The following is a 19,570-nucleotide window of genomic DNA, read 5'->3' on the forward strand; positions in this document are numbered from 1 at the left end:
TTTTGGGTAAATTCCTGACTTGCGGGTCGAAATCGTGTATACATCGATTCACAGCTAAGGTATTCCTAACGCACTTTCGTCTGGCCCGCCTGCCAACCGGAACCTGATTGCCCATGCCTGATTCCCAACTGGTCGATCCTTTCGGCCGACGCATCACCTACCTGCGCCTGTCGGTCACCGACCGCTGCGACTTCCGCTGCACCTACTGCATGAGTGAAGACATGCAGTTCCTGCCGCGCGACCAGGTGTTGAGTCTGGAAGAACTCGAAGCGGTGGCGGATGCCTTCATTGGCCTGGGCGTACGCCGTATTCGCATCACCGGCGGCGAGCCGCTGGTGCGCAAGGGGCTGGCCGGTCTGCTGGCGAAGCTGGGCGCCCGCGCGGAACTGGACGATCTGGCCATTACCACCAACGGCTCTCAATTGCGCGAACGCGCCGCCGAGTTGCGCGCCGCGGGTGTGCGTCGTCTGAACATCAGCCTCGACTCCCTGCGCCGCGAGCGTTTCGCCGCCTTCACCCGTACCGACAGGCTGGAACAGGTTCTCGACGGTATCGACGCCGCGCGCGAGGCGGGTTTCGAGCGGATCAAGCTGAATACCGTGGTGCAGAAGGGGCGCAACGACGACGAAGTCTGCGAGCTGGTGGCCTTTGCCCTGAGCAAGGGGCTGGACATCAGCTTCATCGAGGAAATGCCGCTGGGCAGCATCAGCAGCCACGAGCGCAAGGTCACCCTGTGCAGCAGCGACGAGGTGCGCGCGCACCTGGCCGGGCGCTGGTCGTTGCTGCCGACGCCCGAGCGCAGCGGCGGGCCGTCGCGCTATTACCGCATCGATGGCCACGACAGCCGCATCGGCTTCATTTCTCCGCACAGCAACAACTTCTGCGGCGACTGCAACCGCGTGCGGGTGACCGCCGAGGGCAAGCTGGTGCTGTGCCTGGGCCATGAAGGCGCGCTGGACCTGCGCCGCCTGCTGCGCGAGCACCCGGGCGACGTCGCGCGCCTGCGTGCCGCGCTGATGGAAGCGCTGCGCCTGAAGCCCGAGCGCCATCACTTCGAAGCCGATCAGCAGGTACAGGTGCTGCGGTTCATGAGCATGACCGGCGGCTGAGTCCGCCACGGCGGGCTGCCTGGCCCGCCTGACAGAACAACAACAATGTCACCAGGAGGGTACTTTGAAGCTCAAGGCTTTTTGCTGGGCGCTTGCCAGCATCTTTTCCACCGGGGCGATGGCGCAGACCTATGTGGTCGGCGTCGAGAACCTGCCATTCGCGCCACACTACGTCACTGACGATCAGGGGCACTACCAGGGGTTTGCCCGCGATCTGCTGGATCTGTTCGCCAGCAGCAGCGGCATCACCCTGGAATACCGCCCGCTGCCGGTGGATGCGCTGTTGCCGGCGCTGCTTTCGGGCGACGTCGATTTCAAGTACCCGGACAACCGTGACTGGGCGCCGGAGCAGAAAGCCGCCAGCTCGCTGCGCTATAGCCAGCCGGTGACCCAGTATGTCGACGGTGTGCTGGTGGCCCCCGATCGCGTGGGGCAGGGTGTCGGGGCGTTGAAGCGGCTGGCGCTGGTGGAGGGCTGGACGCCGCGCGGCTACGAGGCGCCGGTGCAGTCCGGGCAGATCGGCATCGCTCCCAGCGCCGACCTGCGGCAGATGATCCATACCGCGCTGAAGAAGCAGGCCGATGGCGCCTACTTCAATGTGGTGGTCGCGACCTATTACCTGGACAACATTCGCGCGCGCCCTGGCGCGCTGGTGTTCGATCCGTCCCTGCCGCACACCCGCAGCACTTTCCAGCTCTCGACGGTGAAGCACGGCGAGTTGATCGAGCGCTTCGATCGCTTCCTCGTCGAGCATGCCAAGGAGGTTGCGCTGCTCAAGGCCAAGTACGGCGTCGAGGCGAGCCTGGACTCCGAGCATCTGGGTGTCGAGCAATGGAAGGTGGATTTCCTCGAGCGGCAGAAGGCCAGGCAGAAAGCGGCGGCCTCGCCCTGAGCGTATATCTTCCCTAGAATCGCGGCTGCCGTTCGCGCGCCAGCCGTAGGGAGGATGAAGTGCGCCGCGCTTTGTTCATCTGCAGCCGCAATCGTTTGCGCAGCCCCACTGCCGAAACCGTCTTCGCCAACTGGCCGGAGGTCGAGACCGACTCCGCCGGGCTGGCACCGGACGCGGACGTTCCGCTGAGCGTCGAGCACCTGGACTGGGCCGATCTGGTCTTCGTCATGGAGCGCCGACAGCGGCAGGCACTGCTGCGCCGGTTTCCGCTGGCGATGCGCGGTAAACGCTTGGTCTGCCTGGATATCCCCGACGACTACAGGTACCAGCAGCCGGAACTGGTGCTCCTGCTGGAGCGCAAGGCCGGCCCCTTCCTGCGCCGGGAGGGAGCATGAGCGAGATTCGCATTTCACTGCGCGAGGGCGTGCTGGTCTGCCCCGGTTTCCGCATTCAGGCGCAGCCCGAGCCTTCACTGGAAATCGACGGTGACCTGCTCTGGGCCCTGGAGCAACCATTGTGGTGCGACCTGGCTGTCGAGCTGGATACGCGCGACGGCGCCTGCTGGGTCACGCCCCTGCCGCTGGAGCGGCAGGCTGGCTTCGATCCACGGCGGGTCATCGGCTGGTGCGACGAACCGGTGCGCATCGAGCAGCCCGAAGGCGTCGAGGATGCCGAAGGCGCCATTCACTGGTGGCGTGGCGGCACGGTTGCCGATGTGCGCGGGCGCATCAGTCATCATCCCTGGGGGCGACTGCTGCGCGTGGAGGGTGGCGGTTTCGGGCCCGAGCACATGCTCTTTCCCCGAGACTGCGCCTGCGTCTACCTGGGGCGTCTCGACGCCGACTGGCGTGCACTGCGCTTCGAACTCTTTTCCTGACCTGGCATCTTAATAGATAGCGGCCCAGCAGTTGGCGCCGATAGGGCGGGAACGTTGCGGCCGGCCGGCTCTTGCGCCGAGCGGCAGCACCTCGCGCCTTTTGCATGTAGTCAATGATGAGGTGACCCTTAATGATCATAACAAAGCGGGTGAAGAGCCTTGCAGCCGTGTTGGTGCTGGCGCAGTTGGGCGTGGTGGCGGAGATTCCGCTGGCGCAGGCGAGCATGGTCGGTACCGGTGAAGTGCTGCAGGCGCAGCAACAGCAGGTCGACCGTGAGCAACTGCTGAAAATGCTCGATGACCAGGGTGTGCAGCAGAAGCTGCAGTCTATGGGCGTCGAGCGCAGCAAGGTGGAGCAGCGCATCAAGAGCCTCTCCAATGAGGAACTGGCGCAATTCAACCAGCAGCTGGACCAGGCTCCCGCCGGCGGCATCATCGGCATCATCCTGCTGTTCCTGCTGATCTTCGTCATTACCGACATGCTCTGCATTACCCACATCTTTACCTTCGTCCGGTGCCAGCGTTGAGTCGCTGGGCCGTGGCTGCCGCATTGGCGGCGGTCATGGCGCTCGGCGGCTGCGCGCAGGCGCCGAAGTTGCCGGCCAGCGTGGCGGCGCTACCGGAACGCGTGGAGCTGCGTGATGTGCAGTTTTTCCCGCAGCAGGAGTTCCAGTGCGGGCCGGCCGCGCTGGCGACCATGCTCAACCAGCGCGAGGTGCGAGTGACGCCGCGCCAGTTGAAGGATCGCGTCTTCCTTCCGCAGCGCCAGGGCAGCTTGCAAGTGGAGCTGGTGGCGGCGGCGCGGGAGCAGGGCATGCTGGTCTATCCGTTGCGGCCGCGCCTGGAGGATGTGCTGAGCGAAGTGGCAGCGGGCAACCCGGTGCTGGTCCTGCAGAACCAGGGGTTGGACTGGTTGCCGGTGTGGCATTTCGCGGTGGTGGTCGGCTTCGATCGGCAGCGTCACGAGTTGATCCTGCGTTCGGGCATTACCGAGCGGTTGGTGATCGACTTCACCGCCTTCGATGTCACCTGGGCTCGTAGCAAACGCTGGGCGGTACTGACCGTGCCGGCGGATCGCCTGCCGGCCACGGCGCAGCCGACCGCCTGGTTGCGCGCGGCCCATGACCTGGAGGAAACCGGCCAGCCGGCGCTGGCCGAGCAGGCTTACCGCACCGCGACACAGGCCTGGCCACAGGATGCGCTGGGCTGGTTCGCCCTGGCCAATGCGCAGTATGCGGGTGGTCACCTGGCCGAGGCGGAATCGGCTTTGCGGCAGAGCGTGGGCGTGCGTCCCGACTTCGCCGCCGGCTGGTTCAACCTGGGGAACGTGCTGGGTGAGCGGGGTTGCCCGCAGCAGGCGCGCGAGGCGGGTAGCTGTGCGGCCCGTCTGGCGCCGGCGGATTCGCGCTTTGCGGTGGCTCCCGGTGGCGCTTCGAATGCCGCGGCGCGCTGTGAATCGCTGCCGGCCTGCCCGGGCGGCTGAATCCTTTGGGTGAGTAAAAGAAAACGGCGCCTCGCGGCGCCGTTGTTCTTCGTGCGGTACGGGGCGTCAGACGCCCAGTTTGTCGCGCAGGTTGTAGTACCAGGCGCCGATTGCGGAGAACGGTACCTGGAACATGCGGCCACCCGGGAACGGGTAGTGCGGCAGGTCGGCGAAGGCGTCGAAACGCTCGGCCTGGCCGCGCAGCGCCTCGGCCAGTACCTTGCCGGCGAGGTGGGTGTAGGTCACACCGTGGCCGGAGCAGCCCTGCGAGTAGTAGATGTTGTCGCCGATGCGGCCGACCTGCGGCAGACGCGACAGGGTCAACAGGAAGTTGCCGGTCCAGGCGAAGTCGATTTTCACGTTCTTCAGCTGCGGGAACACCTTGAGCATCTTCGGACGAATGATCGCTTCGATGTTCGACGGATCGCGCGCACCGTAGACCACGCCGCCACCGAAGATCAGGCGGTTGTCGCCGGTCAGGCGGTAGTAGTCGAGCAGGTAGTTGCAGTCCTCGACACAGTAGTCCTGCGGCAGCAGGGTCTTGGCCAGGTCGGCGCTCAGCGGCTCGGTGGTGATTACCTGGGTACCGCACGGCATGGACTTGGACGCCAGCTCCGGCACCAGGCCGCCGAGGTAGGCGTTACCGGCCACCACGATGAACTTGGCCTTCACGCGGCCTTGCGGGGTGTGCACCACCGGGTTGGCGCCACGGTCGATCTTCACGGCAGGGGACTGCTCGTGGATCACGCCGCCCAGGGACTCCACGGCCGCCGCTTCGCCCAGGGCGAGGTTCAGCGGGTGGATGTGACCACCGCTCATGTCGAGCATGCCGCCGACGTAGCTGTCGGTTGCCACGACTTCGCGGATGCGCTTGGCGTCCATCAGTTCCAGCTGGGTGTGGCCGAAGCGCTCCCACAGTTTCTTCTGGGACTCCAGGTGGCCCATCTGCTTGGCGCTGAGGGCTGCAAATACGCCGCCGTCCTTCAGGTCGCACTGGATGTTGTACTTGGCGATGCGCTCGCGAATGATACGGCCGCCTTCGAAAGCCATCTGGCCCAGCAGTTGAGCCTGCTTGGCGCCGACGGTGCGTTCGATGACGTCGATGTCGCGGCTATAGCTGTTGACGATCTGCCCACCGTTACGGCCCGAAGCGCCGAAGCCGACCTTGGCGGCTTCCAGTACGGTGACCTTGAAACCGTTTTCCAGCAGGAACAGGGCAGTGGACAGGCCGGTGTAGCCTGCGCCGATCACGCAGACGTCGGTTTCCACCTCGCCCTGCAGTTCAGGACGGGCCGGGACCGGGTTGGCCGAGGCTGCGTAATAGGAAGAGGGGTAGGGGGTGTGCGGCATAATGCACCTGTGTTTGTTATTTTTTACGAGATGAGTGGATGCTACCTGAGTCGAATCTGGCCGGCTAGTAGCCGTGCAAAATAATTTACGGACGGTCGAACATAAAAAAATTCACTTTTTCAGTGGCTTAGCTGAAAAAATGCTTGACGCTCCAAATTCATCGCGTAGAATGCGCCCACATCGACAGGCACATAGCTCAGTTGGTTAGAGCACCACCTTGACATGGTGGGGGTCGTTGGTTCGAGTCCAATTGTGCCTACCAAACATGGCCGCTTCGGCGGTTGCAAAAAGGGCGATCCGAAAGGATCGCCCTTTTTGTTTGCCTGCGGAAAAGTTGACGCGCCTGCTAGGGTGTCTTCTGGGGTGTGTCGGAGGTGGTGATGGGCGGTCTGCGATTCTGGTTGTTGCTCGGCGCGTTGCTGGCGTCCGGGGCGGCGTGGGCGGACATGCAGGTGGTCTGGCCGGAGGGCTGGAGTGTCTCGCGCACTCCGGAGGATGCGGCGGTCGATGCTCCGGTGATTCGCCAGCGCGGTGTGCGCATGGCAGAGGATGGTTCTCAGGCGTTGGTCATGGAGGTTACGCGTAGTCGTTTGGCTGCCGACGCTTCCGTCAATGTGGAGAAGGTCATCGTCGAGATGCGCAAGGCGCTGCAGAAGGACTTTCTTCGTCAGGGCTTCCAGGCGGCCTGCAGCAGGCCGCAGGCGGTGAAACTGGGCGGCCTTGAGGGGCTGGAGGTGCGCTGTGGTATCAGTCGAAACGGTACCGAGGTGCTGAAGCAGGCGTTGCAAGTGGCGCTGGGAGCTGGAGCGGCCTATTCGCTGACCTATGCGGCGCCGGCGGAGCGCTATGCGGCGCTTGCGGGGGAGATTGAGTCGGTCAAGGCGGGGATCAGTCTGCGCTGACCTTTGTGCAAATCGCTGCCTTTATATAGAAGGCAGAAAGCAAGAAGCCCCGCTTCGGCGGGGCTTTTCATTGTCAGGCTCAAGCGGCGAGGGTGGCTTGCACGCGCTCGATGACTGCTTGCAGCGGTGCTTCGTCCTGATACTGCTGGGGATAGAGGCGCTCGGTGTGCTTGGCGATGCCGTGCTCGTTCACCAGCGTGAAGCTGAAGCCGTGCTTGCGCTTGGCCTGGATGATGCAGTTCAGTGGGGCGAAGGCTGCCGATAGGGCGTGAATCGCCTCCTGGATATGCGGGGAGGTTTTCATTGTCTTGTCTTTCCAAATAGGTAACGGTCTTGTGACCGTTGAAATCGTAAAAAGCTCCGGGTGCGCTCTGAGGATGCAGAAGGCGTGTGACCGGAATATGGCAGCGAATGGAAACTTGAGGGTCGGTTCGCGTCAGTCTGCAGTGTTGGGTGAAGGCAGTTGAACTGACGTGGGCGCTATCGCTCGGGCAAACTTTCCTGGCACGGCTGACGTGCTCTGGAATCGATGCGGAGGAGGCGCTGGCCGTGGCCCTGTGGTGCCCAGCTCCAACCCTGGATCAAGGTAGGGAAGTGCTGGGAGGGGCGACCTTAGGTTTGGTGCTCGCTTTTAGAATTATAGGGGTTTCTGTTGATAATGGCCAGACGATGTTGGGCCGCTGGTCAGAATCATTGCGAGTCTGTAAAGAAAAGCCGCAGGGCGGGAGCGCTCTGCGGCTTTGGGGCTTACTTCTGCAGCCAGGATTCGACGGTTTCGGCGCCGTATTGTTGCTTCCAGGCTTTCAGGGTCTTGTGATTGCCGCCCTTGGTCTCGATGATTTCACCGGAGTTCGGGTTCTTGTAGGTTTTCAGCTGGCGGCTGCGGCGATGCTGGATCGGCGCCGGTTCACCGGTGGGTTGCGGGTCAAGAATGTTGATGACGTTCCGCAGGTTCATGCCGTACTGGTCCATCAGGGCTTGCAGTTGGTCCTTGAACTCCAGTTCCTTTTTCAGGCTGCTGTCGTTCTTGAGTTTCTCCAGCAGTGCGAGTTGTTCTTTAAGCTGGCGTTCGGCTTCGCGGAACTCCGCAAGTTTGGACATCATATGCTCCCGTCGGCAGGGGTGAATTGTGGGGCGATTTTCTGTTCTTGCCGTTATCGCCGTCAACTATGGATATGAATTGTTGCGATTCGGAAAATATGCCTTAAACCTTCCGGGCTGTTATCCAGGGGCACGGCTTAGTTGTTTTCTGGGGATAATGCGCGGACTAAGGGAGGCTTCGTCAAATCCCTGTGAAAGCTGTGTGATTCATTGTGGTGCGTTGAGTGCGAGAGCGGGATGAATAGCGAGAGTGTGCGGTATCGGGTCAATGATTATGAACTCGCGTGCCTGGTGGCGGGGCGGGGGGTGCCGCTTGTGCTGGTTCATGGTTCTCTCTGTGATTACCGCTATTGGCAGGGGCAGTTCGCTGCGTTATCTGGCCGCTATCATGTAGTGGCGCCTAGCCTGCGGCACTATTTTCCCGAGCAGTGGGATGGTAATGGGACGGGTTTTACTACTGAGCAGCATATGAGCGATCTGCTTGCATTGTTGGATCAATTGCCCGGTCCGGTGCATCTGTTGGGGCATTCGCGCGGTGGCAACCTTTGTCTGCGCGTGGCCCTGGCGGCGCCGGAGAAGTTGCGCTCCCTGACATTGGCCGATCCTGGCGGGGATTTTGCGGAAGACGTATTCCGTATGGTGGGCTTGGTATCGCCAATATCCCCGCTTGAGCGCAATCAGTTCCGTCAGCAGGCGCTGATGATGATACGCGCGGGGCAGGTTGGCGAGGGGCTGCAGCTCTTCGTGGATACGGTGAGCGGTGCGGGCGTGTGGGAGCGTTCTTCCCGACAGTTCCGTGAAATGGCCACGGCCAATGCCATGACCCTGGTAGGGCAGGTGGCGGACCATCCGCTGCCGATTTCCCGTGCTCAACTCGAGCAACTGCAATTGCCGGTGCTGCTGATCGGCGGGGCAAAAAGCCCGGAGCCTTTTCCGCGGATCATCCAGGCGCTGCAATCGACCCTGGCGGGCGCCCGTACTTCAATGATTTCCGGTGCTTCTCATGGCATGAATGTCATCCGTCCGGCGTCCTTCAATCGCACCGTGCTGGAATTTGTCGATCAATACTGAGCGAAGTCGGGGGTGGCCGCTCGTCAGTTACCCAAAGTTGCAGTAACATCCCACGCCTTGCCCGCTATCGCTTGCGGGCAGGTTTTCCGATTTCTTCCAGTGATCTCCGTCCGCGCGCTAAGGCGCAGGGTGCCGACAAGGCGCCTGCCACTGTGAGGCAGGCCTACCCGGCGGGCGACGCTTACTGGCACATCCCAACCCATGTGGCCTTTCGTAGGGGTCACCACTAGGAGAGGAGGCGCCATGCCCATCATTACTCTTCCCGACGGTAGTCAGCGTTCCTTCGATCATCCGGTCAGCGTGACCGAGGTGGCGCAATCCATTGGCGCGGGATTGGCGAAAGCTACCCTGGCCGGCAAGGTCAACGGCCGTCTGGTCGATGCCTGCGACATCATCGACAGCGACGCGACCCTGCAGATCATTACCCCGAAGGACGAGGACGGGCTGGAAATCATCCGCCACTCCTGCGCTCACCTGGTGGGCCATGCGGTCAAGCAACTGTATCCGACCGCCAAGATGGTCATCGGCCCGGTGATCGACGAAGGCTTCTATTACGACATCGCCTTCGAGCGCCCCTTCACGCCGGAAGACATGGCTGCCATCGAAAAGCGCATGGCCGAGCTGATCGAGAAGGACTACGACGTCATCAAGAAGATGACGCCGCGTGCCGAAGTCATCGAGACCTTCAAGGCTCGTGGCGAGGAATACAAGCTGCGCCTCATCGACGACATGCCGGACGAGAAGGCCATGGGCCTGTACTTCCATGAGGAGTACGTGGACATGTGCCGCGGCCCGCACGTGCCGAACACCCGTTTCCTGAAAGCCTTCAAGCTGACCAAGATTTCCGGTGCCTACTGGCGCGGCGACTCGAAGAACGAGCAACTGCAGCGCGTCTACGGCACCGCCTGGGCGGACAAGAAGCAGCTGGCTGCCTACATCCAGCGCATCGAGGAAGCCGAGAAACGCGACCATCGCCGCATCGGCAAGCAGCTCGACCTCTTCCACCTCCAGGAAGAAGCGCCGGGCATGGTCTTCTGGCATCCGAACGGTTGGACCGTCTATCAGGTGCTCGAGCAGTACATGCGCAAGGTGCAGCGCGACCACGGCTACGTGGAAGTGCGTACCCCGCAGGTCGTCGACCGCATCCTCTGGGAGCGTTCCGGCCACTGGACCAACTACGCCGAAAACATGTTCACCACGGCGTCGGAAAGCCGCGACTTCGCGGTCAAGCCGATGAACTGCCCGTGCCACGTGCAGATCTTCAACCAGGGCCTGAAGTCCTACCGCGACCTGCCGCTGCGCCTCGCCGAGTTCGGCGCCTGCCACCGCAACGAGCCGTCCGGCGCGCTGCATGGCATCATGCGCGTGCGTGGCTTCACCCAGGACGACGCCCATATCTTCTGCACCGAAGAGCAAGTGAAGAAGGAAGCGGCCGACTTCATCAAGCTGACCCTGCAGGTCTACTCGGACTTCGGTTTCACCGATGTCTCCATGAAGCTGTCCACTCGTCCGGCCAAGCGCGTTGGTTCCGAGGAGCTGTGGGATCGCGCCGAAAGCGCGCTGGCCGACGCTCTGAACGAATCCGGCCTGGAGTGGGAGTACCAGCCGGGCGAGGGCGCGTTCTACGGTCCGAAGATCGAGTTCACCCTGAAGGACTGCCTCGGCCGTAACTGGCAGTGCGGCACCCTGCAGTACGATCCGAACTTGCCGGAGCGTCTGGATGCCAGCTATATCGCCGAAGATAACAGTCGTACCCGTCCGGTCATGCTGCACCGCGCGATCCTCGGCTCCTTCGAGCGCTTCATCGGCATGCTGATCGAGCACTATGCCGGCCTGTTCCCGGCCTGGCTCGCACCGACCCAGGCCGTGGTGATGAATATCACTGACAAGCAGGGCGAATGGGCTGAAGAAGTGGTGCGCCAGCTCGAGCAAAGCGGATTCCGTGCCAAGTCCGACTTGAGAAACGAGAAAATTGGCTTTAAAATCCGCGAGCATACTTTGCTCAAGGTTCCCTATCTCCTGGTTATTGGAGATCGGGAAGTTGAATCGCAGGCCGTCGCCGTACGTACGCGCGAAGGGGCAGACCTCGGCTCGATGCCGGTCGCCCAGTTCGCTGAGCTGCTCGCTCAGGCGGTTTCCCGGCGTGGTCGCCAAGACTCGGAGTAATCATTATTAAGCGTGAAATGAGACAGGATAAGCGGGCTCTCCCGAAACCGCCGATCAACGAGAATATCACCGCCCGTGAGGTTCGTCTGATTGGTGCTGACGGTCAGCAGATAGGAGTGGTGTCCCTCGACGAGGCCCTCCGTCTAGCCGACGAGGCCAAGCTGGACCTGGTGGAAATTTCTGCTGATGCGGTGCCCCCTGTCTGCCGCATCATGGACTACGGCAAGCACCTCTTCGAAAAGAAGAAGCAGGCCGCTGCTGCGAAGAAGAACCAGCACCAGCAACAGATCAAAGAAATCAAGTTTCGTCCAGGGACGGAAGAAGGGGATTACCAGGTAAAACTACGCAACCTGGTACGTTTCCTTAATGAAGGGGACAAGGCCAAGGTATCGCTTCGATTCCGTGGTCGTGAGATGGCCCACCAGGAGCTGGGCATGGAGCTGTTGAAGCGGGTCGAAAACGACCTCGCCGAGATCGGCACCGTGGAACAGCATCCCAAGCTGGAAGGACGCCAGCTGATGATGGTCATCGCTCCCAAGAAGCGTAAATAACCTCCCGGGCACTGGCAGGCCTGATGGTTATCAGTTGTTAACGAATGCGGAGTACTAAACATGCCAAAGATGAAAACCAAGAGTGGCGCCAAGAAGCGCTTCAAAGTGACTGCTGGTGGCATCAAGCACAAGCACGCTTTCAAGAGCCACATCCTGACCAAAATGACCACCAAGCGTAAGCGTCAGCTGCGCGGCACTTCGATGCTCGCTGCTTCCGACGTTCGCCGTGTAGAACGCTCCCTGCGTCTGCGTTGATTTCTGGTAGAGGATAAATAAATGGCTCGTGTTAAGCGTGGCGTGATTGCCCGTCGTCGTCACAAGAAGATCCTGAAGCTCGCAAAAGGTTACTACGGCGCGCGTTCGCGCGTGTTCCGCGTTGCCAAGCAGGCGGTAATCAAGGCTGGCCAATACGCCTACCGTGACCGTCGTCAGCGCAAGCGTCAGTTCCGCGCCCTGTGGATCGCCCGTATCAACGCTGGTGCTCGTCAGAACGGTCTGTCCTACAGCCGTCTGATCGCTGGCCTGAAAAAGGCGGCCATCGAGATCGACCGTAAGGTCCTGGCCGATCTGGCTGTGAACGAAAAAGCGGCGTTTACCGCGATTGTCGAGAAAGCGAAGGCCAGCCTGGCTTAAGCCCCACGACAGTTACCGGATCTCGGTCCGGACGTAACGTCACCGATAGGGGAAGAGCCTTACCGCTCTTCCCCTATTTTGTATCTGGAGTTGGTACATGGAAAACCTGGACGCGCTGGTTTCGCAGGCCCTGGACGCCGTGCGAAACACCGAAGACGTCAACGCCCTGGAGCAGATCCGGGTTCACTACCTCGGCAAGAAGGGCGAGCTGACCCAGGTCATGAAGACCCTGGGCGACCTGCCGGCCGAAGAGCGCCCCAAGGTCGGCGCGCTGATCAACGTCGCCAAGGAACAGGTTCAGGATGTGCTGAACGCCCGTAAGGCCGAGCTGGAGGGCGCCGCCCTCGCCGCCAAGCTGGCTGCCGAGCGCATCGACGTGACCCTGCCGGGGCGTGGCCAGACCTCCGGCGGCCTGCATCCGGTCACCCGCACCAAGGAACGTATCGAGCAGTGCTTCACCCGCATCGGCTATGAAGTCGCCGAGGGGCCGGAGGTCGAAGACGACTACCACAACTTCGAAGCGCTCAACATTCCGGGTCACCACCCGGCTCGTGCCATGCACGACACCTTCTACTTCAATGCGAACATGCTGTTGCGCACCCATACCTCGCCGGTACAGGTCCGCACCATGGAAAACCAGAAGCCGCCGATTCGCATTGTCTGCCCGGGCCGCGTCTACCGCTGCGACTCCGACCTGACCCACTCGCCCATGTTCCACCAGGTGGAAGGTCTGCTGGTCGATGAAGACGTCAGCTTCGCCGACCTCAAGGGCACCATCGAGGAATTCCTTCGCGCCTTCTTCGAGAAGGAGTTCTCCGTTCGCTTCCGTCCGTCCTTCTTCCCCTTCACCGAGCCTTCGGCGGAAGTCGACATCCAGTGCGTGCTCTGCAGCGGCAAGGGTTGCCGCGTCTGCAAGCAGACCGGCTGGCTGGAAGTCATGGGTTGCGGCATGGTCCACCCCGACGTGCTGCGCATGTCCGGCATCGACCCCGAGAAATACCAGGGCTTCGCCTTCGGCATGGGTATCGAACGCCTGGCCATGCTGCGCTATGGCGTGAACGACTTGCGCCTGTTCTTCGATAACGATCTGCGGTTCCTCGGCCAGTTCCGCTAGCCCGCACGACCGTCAACACATTTAGGAGAGCAGGATGAAATTCAGTGAACAGTGGCTGCGGAGCTGGGTAAATCCGCAGGTATCCCGTGACGAGCTGGTCGCTCGTCTGTCCATGGCTGGCCTCGAGGTCGACGCCGTGATCCCGGTTGCCGGCCAGTTCAGCGGCGTGGTCGTGGGCGAAGTGCTGTCGACCGAGCAGCACCCGGACGCCGACAAGCTGCGCGTCTGCCAGGTCAGCAACGGTTCGGAGACCTTCCAGGTCGTCTGTGGCGCGCCCAACGTGCGCCCAGGCCTGAAGATCCCCTTCGCCATGATCGGCGCCGAGCTGCCGGGCGACTTCAAGATCAAGAAAGCCAAGCTGCGCGGCGTTGAATCCAACGGCATGCTCTGCTCGGCCAAAGAGCTGGAAATCAGCGAAGAGAACGCCGGCCTGATGGAGCTCGCCGCTGATGCGCCGGTGGGCGCCAACATCCGCGACTACCTCGAACTGGACGACGCCTCCATCGAAATCGGCCTGACCCCCAACCGCGGCGACTGCCTGTCCCTGACTGGCCTCGCTCGCGAAGTCGGTGCGTTGTACAGCGCCGAGGTCAAGCCGGTGGTGGTCAACGCCGTTGCTCCGCACATCGACGAAGTGCGCAGCGTCGAGCTGCTCGCGCCCAAGGCCTGCCCGCGCTACCTCGGTCGCGTTGTCCGCAACGTCGACCTGAGCAAGCCGTCCCCGCTGTGGATGGTCGAGCGCCTGCGCCGTTCCGACATCCGCAGCATCGACGCTGCCGTCGACATCACCAACTACGTGATGATCGAACTGGGCCAGCCGATGCACGCCTTCGACCTCGACGAGATCAAGGGCGGCGTGCGCGTGCGCATGGCGGAGGAGGGCGAGAAGCTCGTCCTGCTCGATGGCCAGGAAGTCACCCTGCGTGCCGACACCCTGGTGATCGCCGACCACGAACGCGCCCTGGCCATTGCCGGCGTGATGGGTGGCGAGCACAGCGGCGTCAGCGCCAAGACCCGCGACCTGTTCCTCGAAAGCGCCTTCTTCGACAACATCGCCGTGGCCGGCAAGGCTCGCTCCTACGGCCTGCACACCGATGCCTCGCATCGCTTCGAACGTGGCGTGGACTCGCAGCTGGCCCGTCGCGCCATGGAGCGCGCCACCGAACTGCTGCTGCAGATCGTCGGCGGCGAAGCCGGCCCGATCGTGGAAGCGGTCAACGAGGCTGACCTGCCCAAGGTCGCTCCGGTCACCCTGCGTGCCGAGCGCGTCACCCAGATGCTGGGCATGACCCTGGAAAACGCCGAGATCGAGCGTCTGCTCACCGCGCTGGAGTTCGACGTCCAGAAGGCCGGCGCCGATGCCTGGACTGTGGGTGTACCGAGCCACCGCTTCGACGTCTCCATCGAAGTCGACCTGATCGAAGAACTGGGTCGTCTGTATGGCTACAACCGTTTGCCGGTTCGCTACCCGCAGGCCCGCCTGGCGCCGAATACCAAGTCCGAGTCCCAGGCCGAACTTCCGGCGCTGCGCCGCCTGCTGGTCGCCCGCGACTACCAGGAAGCCATCACCTACAGCTTCATCGATCCCAAGCTGTTCCAGCTGTTCCACCCCGGCGTCGAGCCGCTGATGCTGGCCAACCCGATCTCCGCCGACATGGCCGCCATGCGCGCCTCGCTCTGGCCGGGTCTGGTGAAGTCCCTACAGCACAACCTCAACCGCCAGCAGACCCGCGTGCGCCTGTTCGAAAGCGGCCTGCGCTTCGTCGGTCAGTTGGAAGGGCTGGTGCAGGAAAACATGCTCGCCGGCGTCGTCTGCGGTGCCCGTCAGCCGGAAGGCTGGGCCAACGGCCGCGAGAGCGTCGACTTCTTCGACGTGAAAGCCGACGTCGAAGCGCTACTGGGTAGCGCCGGCGCCATCGATGCCTTCACCTTCTCCCCGGCGGAGCACCCGGCGCTGCATCCGGGCCAGACCGCCAGGATCGAGCGCGACGGCGTGCTCGTTGGTTATCTGGGTGCCCTGCACCCGGAGCTGGCCAGGGCGTTGGACCTGGATCGCCCGGTCTATGTCTTCGAGCTGGTACTGACCGAGGTCGCCAAGGGCCGCCTGCCGAAATTCAGCGAACTGTCGCGCTTCCCTGAAGTGCGCCGTGACCTGGCGCTGATCGTCGATCTGGATACCCCGGCCGAATTCGTCCTGGCAAATATCCGTGAAATGGCGGGCGAATGGCTGACGGACCTCAGGCTGTTTGACGTCTACCACGGTAAAGGCATTGATCCGCTTAGAAAAAGCTTGGCGGTTGGCTTGACCTGGCAGCATCCATCACGCACTCTTAACGATGACGAGGTGAACGCGACTACGCAGAATATCGTCGCCTCGCTGGAACAAAGGTTCAACGCCACGTTAAGGAAGTAGCGTATGGGGGCTCTGACGAAAGCTGAAATTGCTGAACGTCTGTACGAAGAGCTGGGCCTGAATAAGCGGGAAGCCAAGGAACTGGTGGAGCTCTTCTTCGAAGAGATCCGCCAGGCGCTGGAGCATAACGAACAGGTGAAGTTGTCGGGTTTCGGCAACTTCGACCTGCGTGACAAGCGCCAGCGTCCGGGACGCAACCCGAAGACGGGAGAGGAAATCCCGATCACAGCCCGGCGCGTCGTCACCTTTCGTCCAGGGCAGAAACTGAAGGCCAGGGTTGAAGCTTATGCTGGAACCAAGTCATAACGACGAGTTGCCCCCCATTCCGGGCAAGCGCTATTTTACCATCGGTGAAGTAAGCGACCTTTGCGCGGTAAAGCCGCACGTGCTGCGGTACTGGGAACAGGAATTCCCGCAACTCAACCCGGTCAAGCGACGAGGCAACCGGCGCTACTACCAGCGTCAGGACGTGCTGATGATCCGCCAGATCCGCGCGCTGCTCTACGATCAGGGCTTCACCATCGGTGGTGCCCGCCAGCGCCTCACTGGCGATGAAGCCCGCGAGGACGCCACACAGTACAAGCAACTGATCCGGCAGATGATCGCCGAATTGGAAGACGTGCTGCACGTCTTGCGCAAGTAACTGAAAAAAATGAAAAAAGCACTTCTCCGAAGCAAATGCTTGGGGTATAGTGCGATCCGCTTCTGAGGGAACTCAAAAGCAACGTCGGGGCGTAGCGCAGCCTGGTAGCGCACTTGCATGGGGTGCAAGGGGTCGAGTGTTCGAATCACTCCGTCCCGACCAATATATTCAATGACTTAGCCGCCTTCGGGCGGTTTTGTCGTTTCTGGGCAGTGACTTTTCAAGTGGCACGCCCCTTTTCGACTAGCCCATCCTCCTCTTTAGAATCGTAAGCGCCGGTGCGCGACGGTCGGTTGCTGATACCTTGTTGGCTGCCTCAATCAGCTTGTCCAGCTCCGCCGCGGAGTAGTGGCTGGTGATGCTGCCGTTCTTGTGGCCCAGTAGCCCTCTCTCTCCACAACACGCTTGATAGTCAAGAAGGGAGGCGGGCTGTAGTCCGCATACTCCAACGGGGAATAGGAGCGGATAGGCTTGCCTCTGTAGGCGAGCGCCGAAGTGTAACGTCGCCAGCAGGGGAGCGTCAGGCTGCAGTCCTGAATCATGAGCGGGATTGATACGCGGGCCTGAGGAGCTCCTTGTATATTGGGGATGATATCTGTCGGTCTGTGGGCGACTACTCCAGTTACGGCGGCGAGGTGTCCTTCGGTAGGCGCTGCGATGGGTGTCCGCGGGTTAGCCGGGGCGTACGAGAGCCTATGGGTTCAACAGCTTTCCAGGTGGATCTACACACGAGCTCCAGCGGGGCCGCCCCTCATTGCCATCATTGGGACCCCATACGCTTAGAGTTGGCATTCGTACGACATATGGGAAGACTGGACGTTGCCTTCAACAGCGCGGGGATTCCGGCGAACTGCTGCCGGTTGATGCGCTGGGCCTGGAAACCTGGCGACGGGTGATCGATGTGAACCTGGTCGGGGTATTAAGTGCATGCTTCATCAGATCGCGGCGATGAAGGCTCCGGGCAGTGGGGCAATCATCAATGCGGCGTCGATCGCGGGTGTCCGCTCGATGTCGGGTGGTGTCGCGTATCGTGTGTCCAAGCATGGCGTGATCAGTTTGGCGCGTGCTGCGGCGATGGATTGCGGGCGCTACAACATCCGGGTCAATGCCGTGTGTCCGGGCCTGATCGCCACGCCGATGACGGTGAGCACAGGGGGACGACAAGAGCGTGAAGGTGCTGCTGGCCAACGCCGCGATTCGTCGCGCAGCAAAGCCCGAGGAGGTCGGTGAGCTGGTCATGTGGCTGGCGTCGGAGCGAGCTTCGTTCGTCACCGGCGCTCACTATCTGGTCGACGGTGGTCTTACGGCCTGATTGCCGCCTCTGTGGGCTGGTTTCGACGTTCCCCGGGCCAGCCACTTATTCCCCCGCGCCACCGCTTGCGGAGGCTTCTGCGATTGGCTGCGCTCCCGTCGCCTGTGGGAAAGGCATTGTGACGTCCAGCTCCTTCAAGGGGCTTTTCTGAGTGCTCAGAGAGGCCGGAGTCAGCTCTGAGTGGAAGCCTTCAGGCGCTCATGCTTGAGCACATTGCGCGTGGTGGTCTCGTAATGTTCGGTGAGCAGCTCGCAGGCCCGCTCCACGTCACGTGCCAATGCCGCGTCCAGCAGGGCGCGGTGTTCACCCGGTACATCGCGATCGATGCTGCCGGCGTACAGCAGCGACAACTGGCGATAACGCGCGGTCTGGTCGCGGAGCATTCCGGCAAAGCGCATCAGCCAGTGCGAGTCGCAGGCCGAGAGCAGGATAGTATGGAAAGCCTCATGGGCCTGCTCCCAGTCCGGCCGCAGCATTCTCTCGGGGCCTTCCACCACCGGCAGGCGGTCCAGGCGGTGGTGGGCGGCAATCAGCCGGCTCTCCCAGTCCAGGTCGCCTTGGGTGATGGATAACCGCAGTGCCTGGCATTCGATTAGCAGACGGGTATGGGTGATGTCGCGGATTTCTTCGGCGGAGATGCGGCCGACGCTGAAGCCTTTCTGCTCGGTGGCGAGTACGAAGCCGGTGGCAGCCAGGCGCGACAGGGCCTCGCGCAACGGGATCACGCCGGCGTCGTAGGTATCGGCGAGCTCCTTGAGGCGCAACTTGCTGCCTGGTGCCAGGCGGCCGCTGATGATGTCCTGGCGGACACGGGATTCAAGCTGGGAAGCCATCGTGCGCTTGTCGACGCCTTCGACCGATTCCATCCAGCGTTCAGGTTGGTTCATGGCAGATACCCAGTGTGCGTCAGCGTTAGCAGGATCATACACGCAGAGCCTTTTGTAGAAAATCTGAAGAAAATATATTTTTTAATTGACGATATATTTTAACGGGTTTAGCTTTCTCTCCATGCCGTTCTGCGTGACGGTGCCGTACAACACAACAAGAGGTCCTGATCCATGCGCTATGTATCGTTCAATCATCAAGGCCGCGCCGTGCTGGGCGTTCGCACTCCTGAAGGCGTGAAGGTGCTGGGTGAGGAAACCCTGGAGTCGCTGCTGACGCGTGGCGAGGACCTGGCCACCTATGGCGAGAAGGCCAAGGGGGACGTCGTGGAGGTTGGCGAACAGGACTACCTGCCGTTGATGCGCAAGCCGGGGAAGATCGTGTGTGTCGGCCTCAACTACGCCGACCACACCAAAGAGTCGCCCTATGCGCAGCCGGACTATCCCACCCTGTTCCCGCGCTTCAACAGCAGCCTGACCGCTCATAACCAGCCGCTGGTGCGGCCGCGCGTTTCCGACACGCTGGACTACGAAGGCGAGATGGCGGTGGTGCTCAAGAGTGGCGGCCGGCATATCCCGAAAGACAAGGCTCTGGACTGCGTGGCCGGCTACGCGCTGTTCAATGAGGGCTCCGTGCGTGACTATCAGTTCAAGTCGCCGCAATGGACAGTCGGCAAGAACTTCGACGACACCGGCGCCTTCGGTCCTGATCTGGTCACCGCGGACGAACTGCCGCTCGGCGGCAAGGGCCTGCTGTTGCAGACCAGGGTCAATGGCAAGGTGGTGCAGTCAGCCAACACCCAGGACATGCTGTTCGACGTGGCAACGATCATCTCCACCCTCAGCGAGGCGGTGACCCTGGAAGCCGGCGACGTGATCGTCAGCGGTACGCCCGCCGGCGTCGGCTTCGGCATGGACCCGAAGGTCTATCTCAAGGCCGGCGATGTCGTGGAAGTTTCCATCGAAGGCATTGGCACGCTGGTCAATCCGGTGGTCGACGAGGCCTGAGCGGTCGCCGCAACCGATGAGCAGAGAAGCCCCCTCCCTGGGGCTTCGACTACAACAAGAT

21 protein-coding genes, 2 tRNA genes and 2 pseudogenes are annotated in these 19,570 nt (G+C 62.0%); 20 read left to right on the plus strand and 5 right to left on the minus strand.

Features of this window, described 5'->3' with window-relative positions; genetic code table 11:
* Window positions 1-113: 113 nt before the first annotated feature.
* The 6 genes from moaA to ACYCAX_RS06020 all read left to right on the plus strand — a co-directional run bounded on the left by moaA (window position 114) and on the right by ACYCAX_RS06020 (window position 4,361).
* Window positions 114-1,109, plus strand: a complete 996-nt coding sequence (moaA, locus tag ACYCAX_RS05995; protein WP_460247586.1) for a GTP 3',8-cyclase MoaA — start codon at window positions 114-116, stop codon at window positions 1,107-1,109.
* 64 nt (window positions 1,110-1,173) lie between these two features.
* Window positions 1,174-2,001, plus strand: a complete 828-nt coding sequence (locus ACYCAX_RS06000) for a substrate-binding periplasmic protein (RefSeq protein WP_460247587.1) — start codon at window positions 1,174-1,176, stop codon at window positions 1,999-2,001.
* 59 nt (window positions 2,002-2,060) lie between these two features.
* A complete protein-coding gene (locus ACYCAX_RS06005) occupies window positions 2,061-2,396 on the plus strand; it encodes a low molecular weight protein tyrosine phosphatase family protein (RefSeq protein WP_460247588.1) in 336 nt (111 codons plus the stop codon).
* On the plus strand, window positions 2,393-2,878 hold the full coding sequence (locus ACYCAX_RS06010) for a hypothetical protein (protein WP_015476649.1): 486 nt from the start codon (window positions 2,393-2,395) through the stop codon (window positions 2,876-2,878). The genes ACYCAX_RS06005 and ACYCAX_RS06010 overlap by 4 nt, the downstream gene beginning before the upstream one ends.
* A gap of 131 nt (window positions 2,879-3,009) precedes the next feature.
* Window positions 3,010-3,405: a PA2779 family protein gene (locus ACYCAX_RS06015; protein ID WP_041711856.1), complete on the plus strand. Its 396-nt coding sequence runs from the start codon at window positions 3,010-3,012 to the stop codon at window positions 3,403-3,405.
* A gap of 35 nt (window positions 3,406-3,440) precedes the next feature.
* The gene (locus ACYCAX_RS06020; RefSeq protein ID WP_015476651.1) at window positions 3,441-4,361 is read left to right on the plus strand and encodes a PA2778 family cysteine peptidase; all 921 of its coding nucleotides are present in this window, start codon (window positions 3,441-3,443) and stop codon (window positions 4,359-4,361) included.
* 66 nt (window positions 4,362-4,427) lie between these two features.
* On the opposite strand, the gene ACYCAX_RS06025 is transcribed toward ACYCAX_RS06020, so the two are convergent.
* A complete protein-coding gene (locus ACYCAX_RS06025) occupies window positions 4,428-5,711 on the minus strand; it encodes an NAD(P)/FAD-dependent oxidoreductase (protein WP_015476652.1) in 1,284 nt (427 codons plus the stop codon).
* Between the two features lie 185 nt (window positions 5,712-5,896).
* Here ACYCAX_RS06025 and ACYCAX_RS06030 point away from each other — a divergent pair.
* Window positions 5,897-5,973: transfer RNA gene (locus ACYCAX_RS06030), tRNA-Val, on the plus strand.
* 118 nt (window positions 5,974-6,091) lie between these two features.
* Window positions 6,092-6,613, plus strand: a complete 522-nt coding sequence (locus ACYCAX_RS06035) for a DUF4946 domain-containing protein (protein ID WP_294980791.1) — start codon at window positions 6,092-6,094, stop codon at window positions 6,611-6,613.
* Window positions 6,614-6,692: 79 nt separating this feature from the next.
* Here ACYCAX_RS06035 and ACYCAX_RS06040 read toward each other — a convergent pair whose 3' ends face one another.
* Window positions 6,693-6,917 (minus strand): hypothetical protein, encoded by a 225-nt coding sequence (locus ACYCAX_RS06040; RefSeq protein WP_015476654.1) that lies wholly within the window; start codon window positions 6,915-6,917, stop codon window positions 6,693-6,695.
* A gap of 443 nt (window positions 6,918-7,360) precedes the next feature.
* The gene (locus ACYCAX_RS06045; RefSeq protein ID WP_015476655.1) at window positions 7,361-7,714 is read right to left on the minus strand and encodes a histone-like nucleoid-structuring protein, MvaT/MvaU family; all 354 of its coding nucleotides are present in this window, start codon (window positions 7,712-7,714) and stop codon (window positions 7,361-7,363) included.
* Window positions 7,715-7,951: 237 nt separating this feature from the next.
* Here ACYCAX_RS06045 and ACYCAX_RS06050 point away from each other — a divergent pair, with 237 nt between their 5' ends.
* The 10 genes from ACYCAX_RS06050 to ACYCAX_RS06095 all read left to right on the plus strand — a co-directional run bounded on the left by ACYCAX_RS06050 (window position 7,952) and on the right by ACYCAX_RS06095 (window position 16,467).
* A complete protein-coding gene (locus ACYCAX_RS06050) occupies window positions 7,952-8,785 on the plus strand; it encodes an alpha/beta fold hydrolase (protein ID WP_460247589.1) in 834 nt (277 codons plus the stop codon).
* A 243-nt stretch (window positions 8,786-9,028) separates the two neighbouring features.
* Window positions 9,029-10,951, plus strand: a complete 1,923-nt coding sequence (gene thrS, locus ACYCAX_RS06055) for a threonine--tRNA ligase (RefSeq protein WP_015476657.1) — start codon at window positions 9,029-9,031, stop codon at window positions 10,949-10,951.
* Window positions 10,951-11,502, plus strand: coding sequence for a translation initiation factor IF-3 (infC, locus tag ACYCAX_RS06060; protein ID WP_169942760.1), 552 nt, complete (start codon window positions 10,951-10,953; stop codon window positions 11,500-11,502). Before thrS ends, infC begins: the two co-directional genes overlap by 1 nt.
* A gap of 60 nt (window positions 11,503-11,562) precedes the next feature.
* Window positions 11,563-11,757 carry a 50S ribosomal protein L35 gene (gene rpmI, locus ACYCAX_RS06065; RefSeq protein ID WP_009617012.1) on the plus strand — a complete coding sequence of 65 codons (195 nt, stop codon included), beginning with the start codon at window positions 11,563-11,565 and terminating at the stop codon, window positions 11,755-11,757.
* A gap of 21 nt (window positions 11,758-11,778) precedes the next feature.
* The gene (rplT, locus tag ACYCAX_RS06070; RefSeq protein ID WP_003099086.1) at window positions 11,779-12,135 is read left to right on the plus strand and encodes a 50S ribosomal protein L20; all 357 of its coding nucleotides are present in this window, start codon (window positions 11,779-11,781) and stop codon (window positions 12,133-12,135) included.
* Between the two features lie 97 nt (window positions 12,136-12,232).
* Window positions 12,233-13,249, plus strand: coding sequence for a phenylalanine--tRNA ligase subunit alpha (gene pheS / locus ACYCAX_RS06075; RefSeq protein ID WP_015476659.1), 1,017 nt, complete (start codon window positions 12,233-12,235; stop codon window positions 13,247-13,249).
* Between the two features lie 34 nt (window positions 13,250-13,283).
* Complete coding sequence (gene pheT / locus ACYCAX_RS06080) at window positions 13,284-15,662, plus strand: phenylalanine--tRNA ligase subunit beta (protein ID WP_460247590.1); 2,379 nt, start codon at window positions 13,284-13,286, stop codon at window positions 15,660-15,662.
* Window positions 15,663-15,665: 3 nt separating this feature from the next.
* A complete protein-coding gene (ihfA, locus tag ACYCAX_RS06085) occupies window positions 15,666-15,968 on the plus strand; it encodes an integration host factor subunit alpha (RefSeq protein ID WP_003090661.1) in 303 nt (100 codons plus the stop codon).
* Window positions 15,949-16,305 carry a MerR family transcriptional regulator gene (locus ACYCAX_RS06090; protein ID WP_015476661.1) on the plus strand — a complete coding sequence of 119 codons (357 nt, stop codon included), beginning with the start codon at window positions 15,949-15,951 and terminating at the stop codon, window positions 16,303-16,305. Before ihfA ends, ACYCAX_RS06090 begins: the two co-directional genes overlap by 20 nt.
* A gap of 85 nt (window positions 16,306-16,390) precedes the next feature.
* Window positions 16,391-16,467, plus strand: a tRNA-Pro gene (locus tag ACYCAX_RS06095).
* An 81-nt stretch (window positions 16,468-16,548) separates the two neighbouring features.
* Here the strand turns inward: ACYCAX_RS06095 and ACYCAX_RS06100 are convergent.
* Window positions 16,549-16,695: pseudogene (locus ACYCAX_RS06100) on the minus strand (tyrosine-type recombinase/integrase); the annotation flags it as partial.
* Between the two features lie 537 nt (window positions 16,696-17,232).
* Between ACYCAX_RS06100 and ACYCAX_RS06105 the strand changes: the two are divergent.
* Window positions 17,233-17,617 (plus strand): annotated as a pseudogene (locus ACYCAX_RS06105) (SDR family NAD(P)-dependent oxidoreductase).
* Between the two features lie 170 nt (window positions 17,618-17,787).
* On the opposite strand, the gene ACYCAX_RS06110 reads toward ACYCAX_RS06105, so the two are convergent.
* The gene (locus ACYCAX_RS06110; RefSeq protein WP_294980720.1) at window positions 17,788-18,504 is read right to left on the minus strand and encodes a GntR family transcriptional regulator; all 717 of its coding nucleotides are present in this window, start codon (window positions 18,502-18,504) and stop codon (window positions 17,788-17,790) included.
* Window positions 18,505-18,675: 171 nt separating this feature from the next.
* On the opposite strand from ACYCAX_RS06110, the gene ACYCAX_RS06115 reads away from it, so the two are divergent.
* On the plus strand, window positions 18,676-19,509 hold the full coding sequence (locus ACYCAX_RS06115; RefSeq protein ID WP_294980722.1) for a fumarylacetoacetate hydrolase family protein: 834 nt from the start codon (window positions 18,676-18,678) through the stop codon (window positions 19,507-19,509).
* Window positions 19,510-19,570: the final 61 nt, after the last annotated feature.

The sequence above is a fragment of the Pseudomonas sp. MT3 genome, from assembly GCF_054720805.1.

Bases quoted from the DNA above. Each gene is read 5' to 3' on its own strand.
- ACYCAX_RS06115 (WP_294980722.1), top strand. From the start codon at position 18,676: ATGCGCTATGTATCGTTCAATCATCAAGGCCGCGCCGTGCTGGGCGTT.
- thrS (WP_015476657.1), top strand. From the start codon at position 9,029: ATGCCCATCATTACTCTTCCCGACGGTAGTCAGCGTTCCTTCGATCAT.
- ACYCAX_RS06035 (WP_294980791.1), top strand. From the start codon at position 6,092: ATGGGCGGTCTGCGATTCTGGTTGTTGCTCGGCGCGTTGCTGGCGTCC.
- ihfA (WP_003090661.1), top strand. From the start codon at position 15,666: ATGGGGGCTCTGACGAAAGCTGAAATTGCTGAACGTCTGTACGAAGAG.
- moaA (WP_460247586.1), top strand. From the start codon at position 114: ATGCCTGATTCCCAACTGGTCGATCCTTTCGGCCGACGCATCACCTAC.
- ACYCAX_RS06110 (WP_294980720.1), bottom strand. From the start codon at position 18,504: ATGAACCAACCTGAACGCTGGATGGAATCGGTCGAAGGCGTCGACAAG.
- rplT (WP_003099086.1), top strand. From the start codon at position 11,779: ATGGCTCGTGTTAAGCGTGGCGTGATTGCCCGTCGTCGTCACAAGAAG.
- ACYCAX_RS06045 (WP_015476655.1), bottom strand. From the start codon at position 7,714: ATGTCCAAACTTGCGGAGTTCCGCGAAGCCGAACGCCAGCTTAAAGAA.
- ACYCAX_RS06020 (WP_015476651.1), top strand. From the start codon at position 3,441: ATGGCGCTCGGCGGCTGCGCGCAGGCGCCGAAGTTGCCGGCCAGCGTG.
- ACYCAX_RS06050 (WP_460247589.1), top strand. From the start codon at position 7,952: ATGAATAGCGAGAGTGTGCGGTATCGGGTCAATGATTATGAACTCGCG.
- ACYCAX_RS06010 (WP_015476649.1), top strand. From the start codon at position 2,393: ATGAGCGAGATTCGCATTTCACTGCGCGAGGGCGTGCTGGTCTGCCCC.
- ACYCAX_RS06090 (WP_015476661.1), top strand. From the start codon at position 15,949: ATGCTGGAACCAAGTCATAACGACGAGTTGCCCCCCATTCCGGGCAAG.
- ACYCAX_RS06015 (WP_041711856.1), top strand. From the start codon at position 3,010: ATGATCATAACAAAGCGGGTGAAGAGCCTTGCAGCCGTGTTGGTGCTG.
- pheT (WP_460247590.1), top strand. From the start codon at position 13,284: ATGAAATTCAGTGAACAGTGGCTGCGGAGCTGGGTAAATCCGCAGGTA.
- ACYCAX_RS06025 (WP_015476652.1), bottom strand. From the start codon at position 5,711: ATGCCGCACACCCCCTACCCCTCTTCCTATTACGCAGCCTCGGCCAAC.
- ACYCAX_RS06040 (WP_015476654.1), bottom strand. From the start codon at position 6,917: ATGAAAACCTCCCCGCATATCCAGGAGGCGATTCACGCCCTATCGGCA.
- rpmI (WP_009617012.1), top strand. From the start codon at position 11,563: ATGCCAAAGATGAAAACCAAGAGTGGCGCCAAGAAGCGCTTCAAAGTG.
- pheS (WP_015476659.1), top strand. From the start codon at position 12,233: ATGGAAAACCTGGACGCGCTGGTTTCGCAGGCCCTGGACGCCGTGCGA.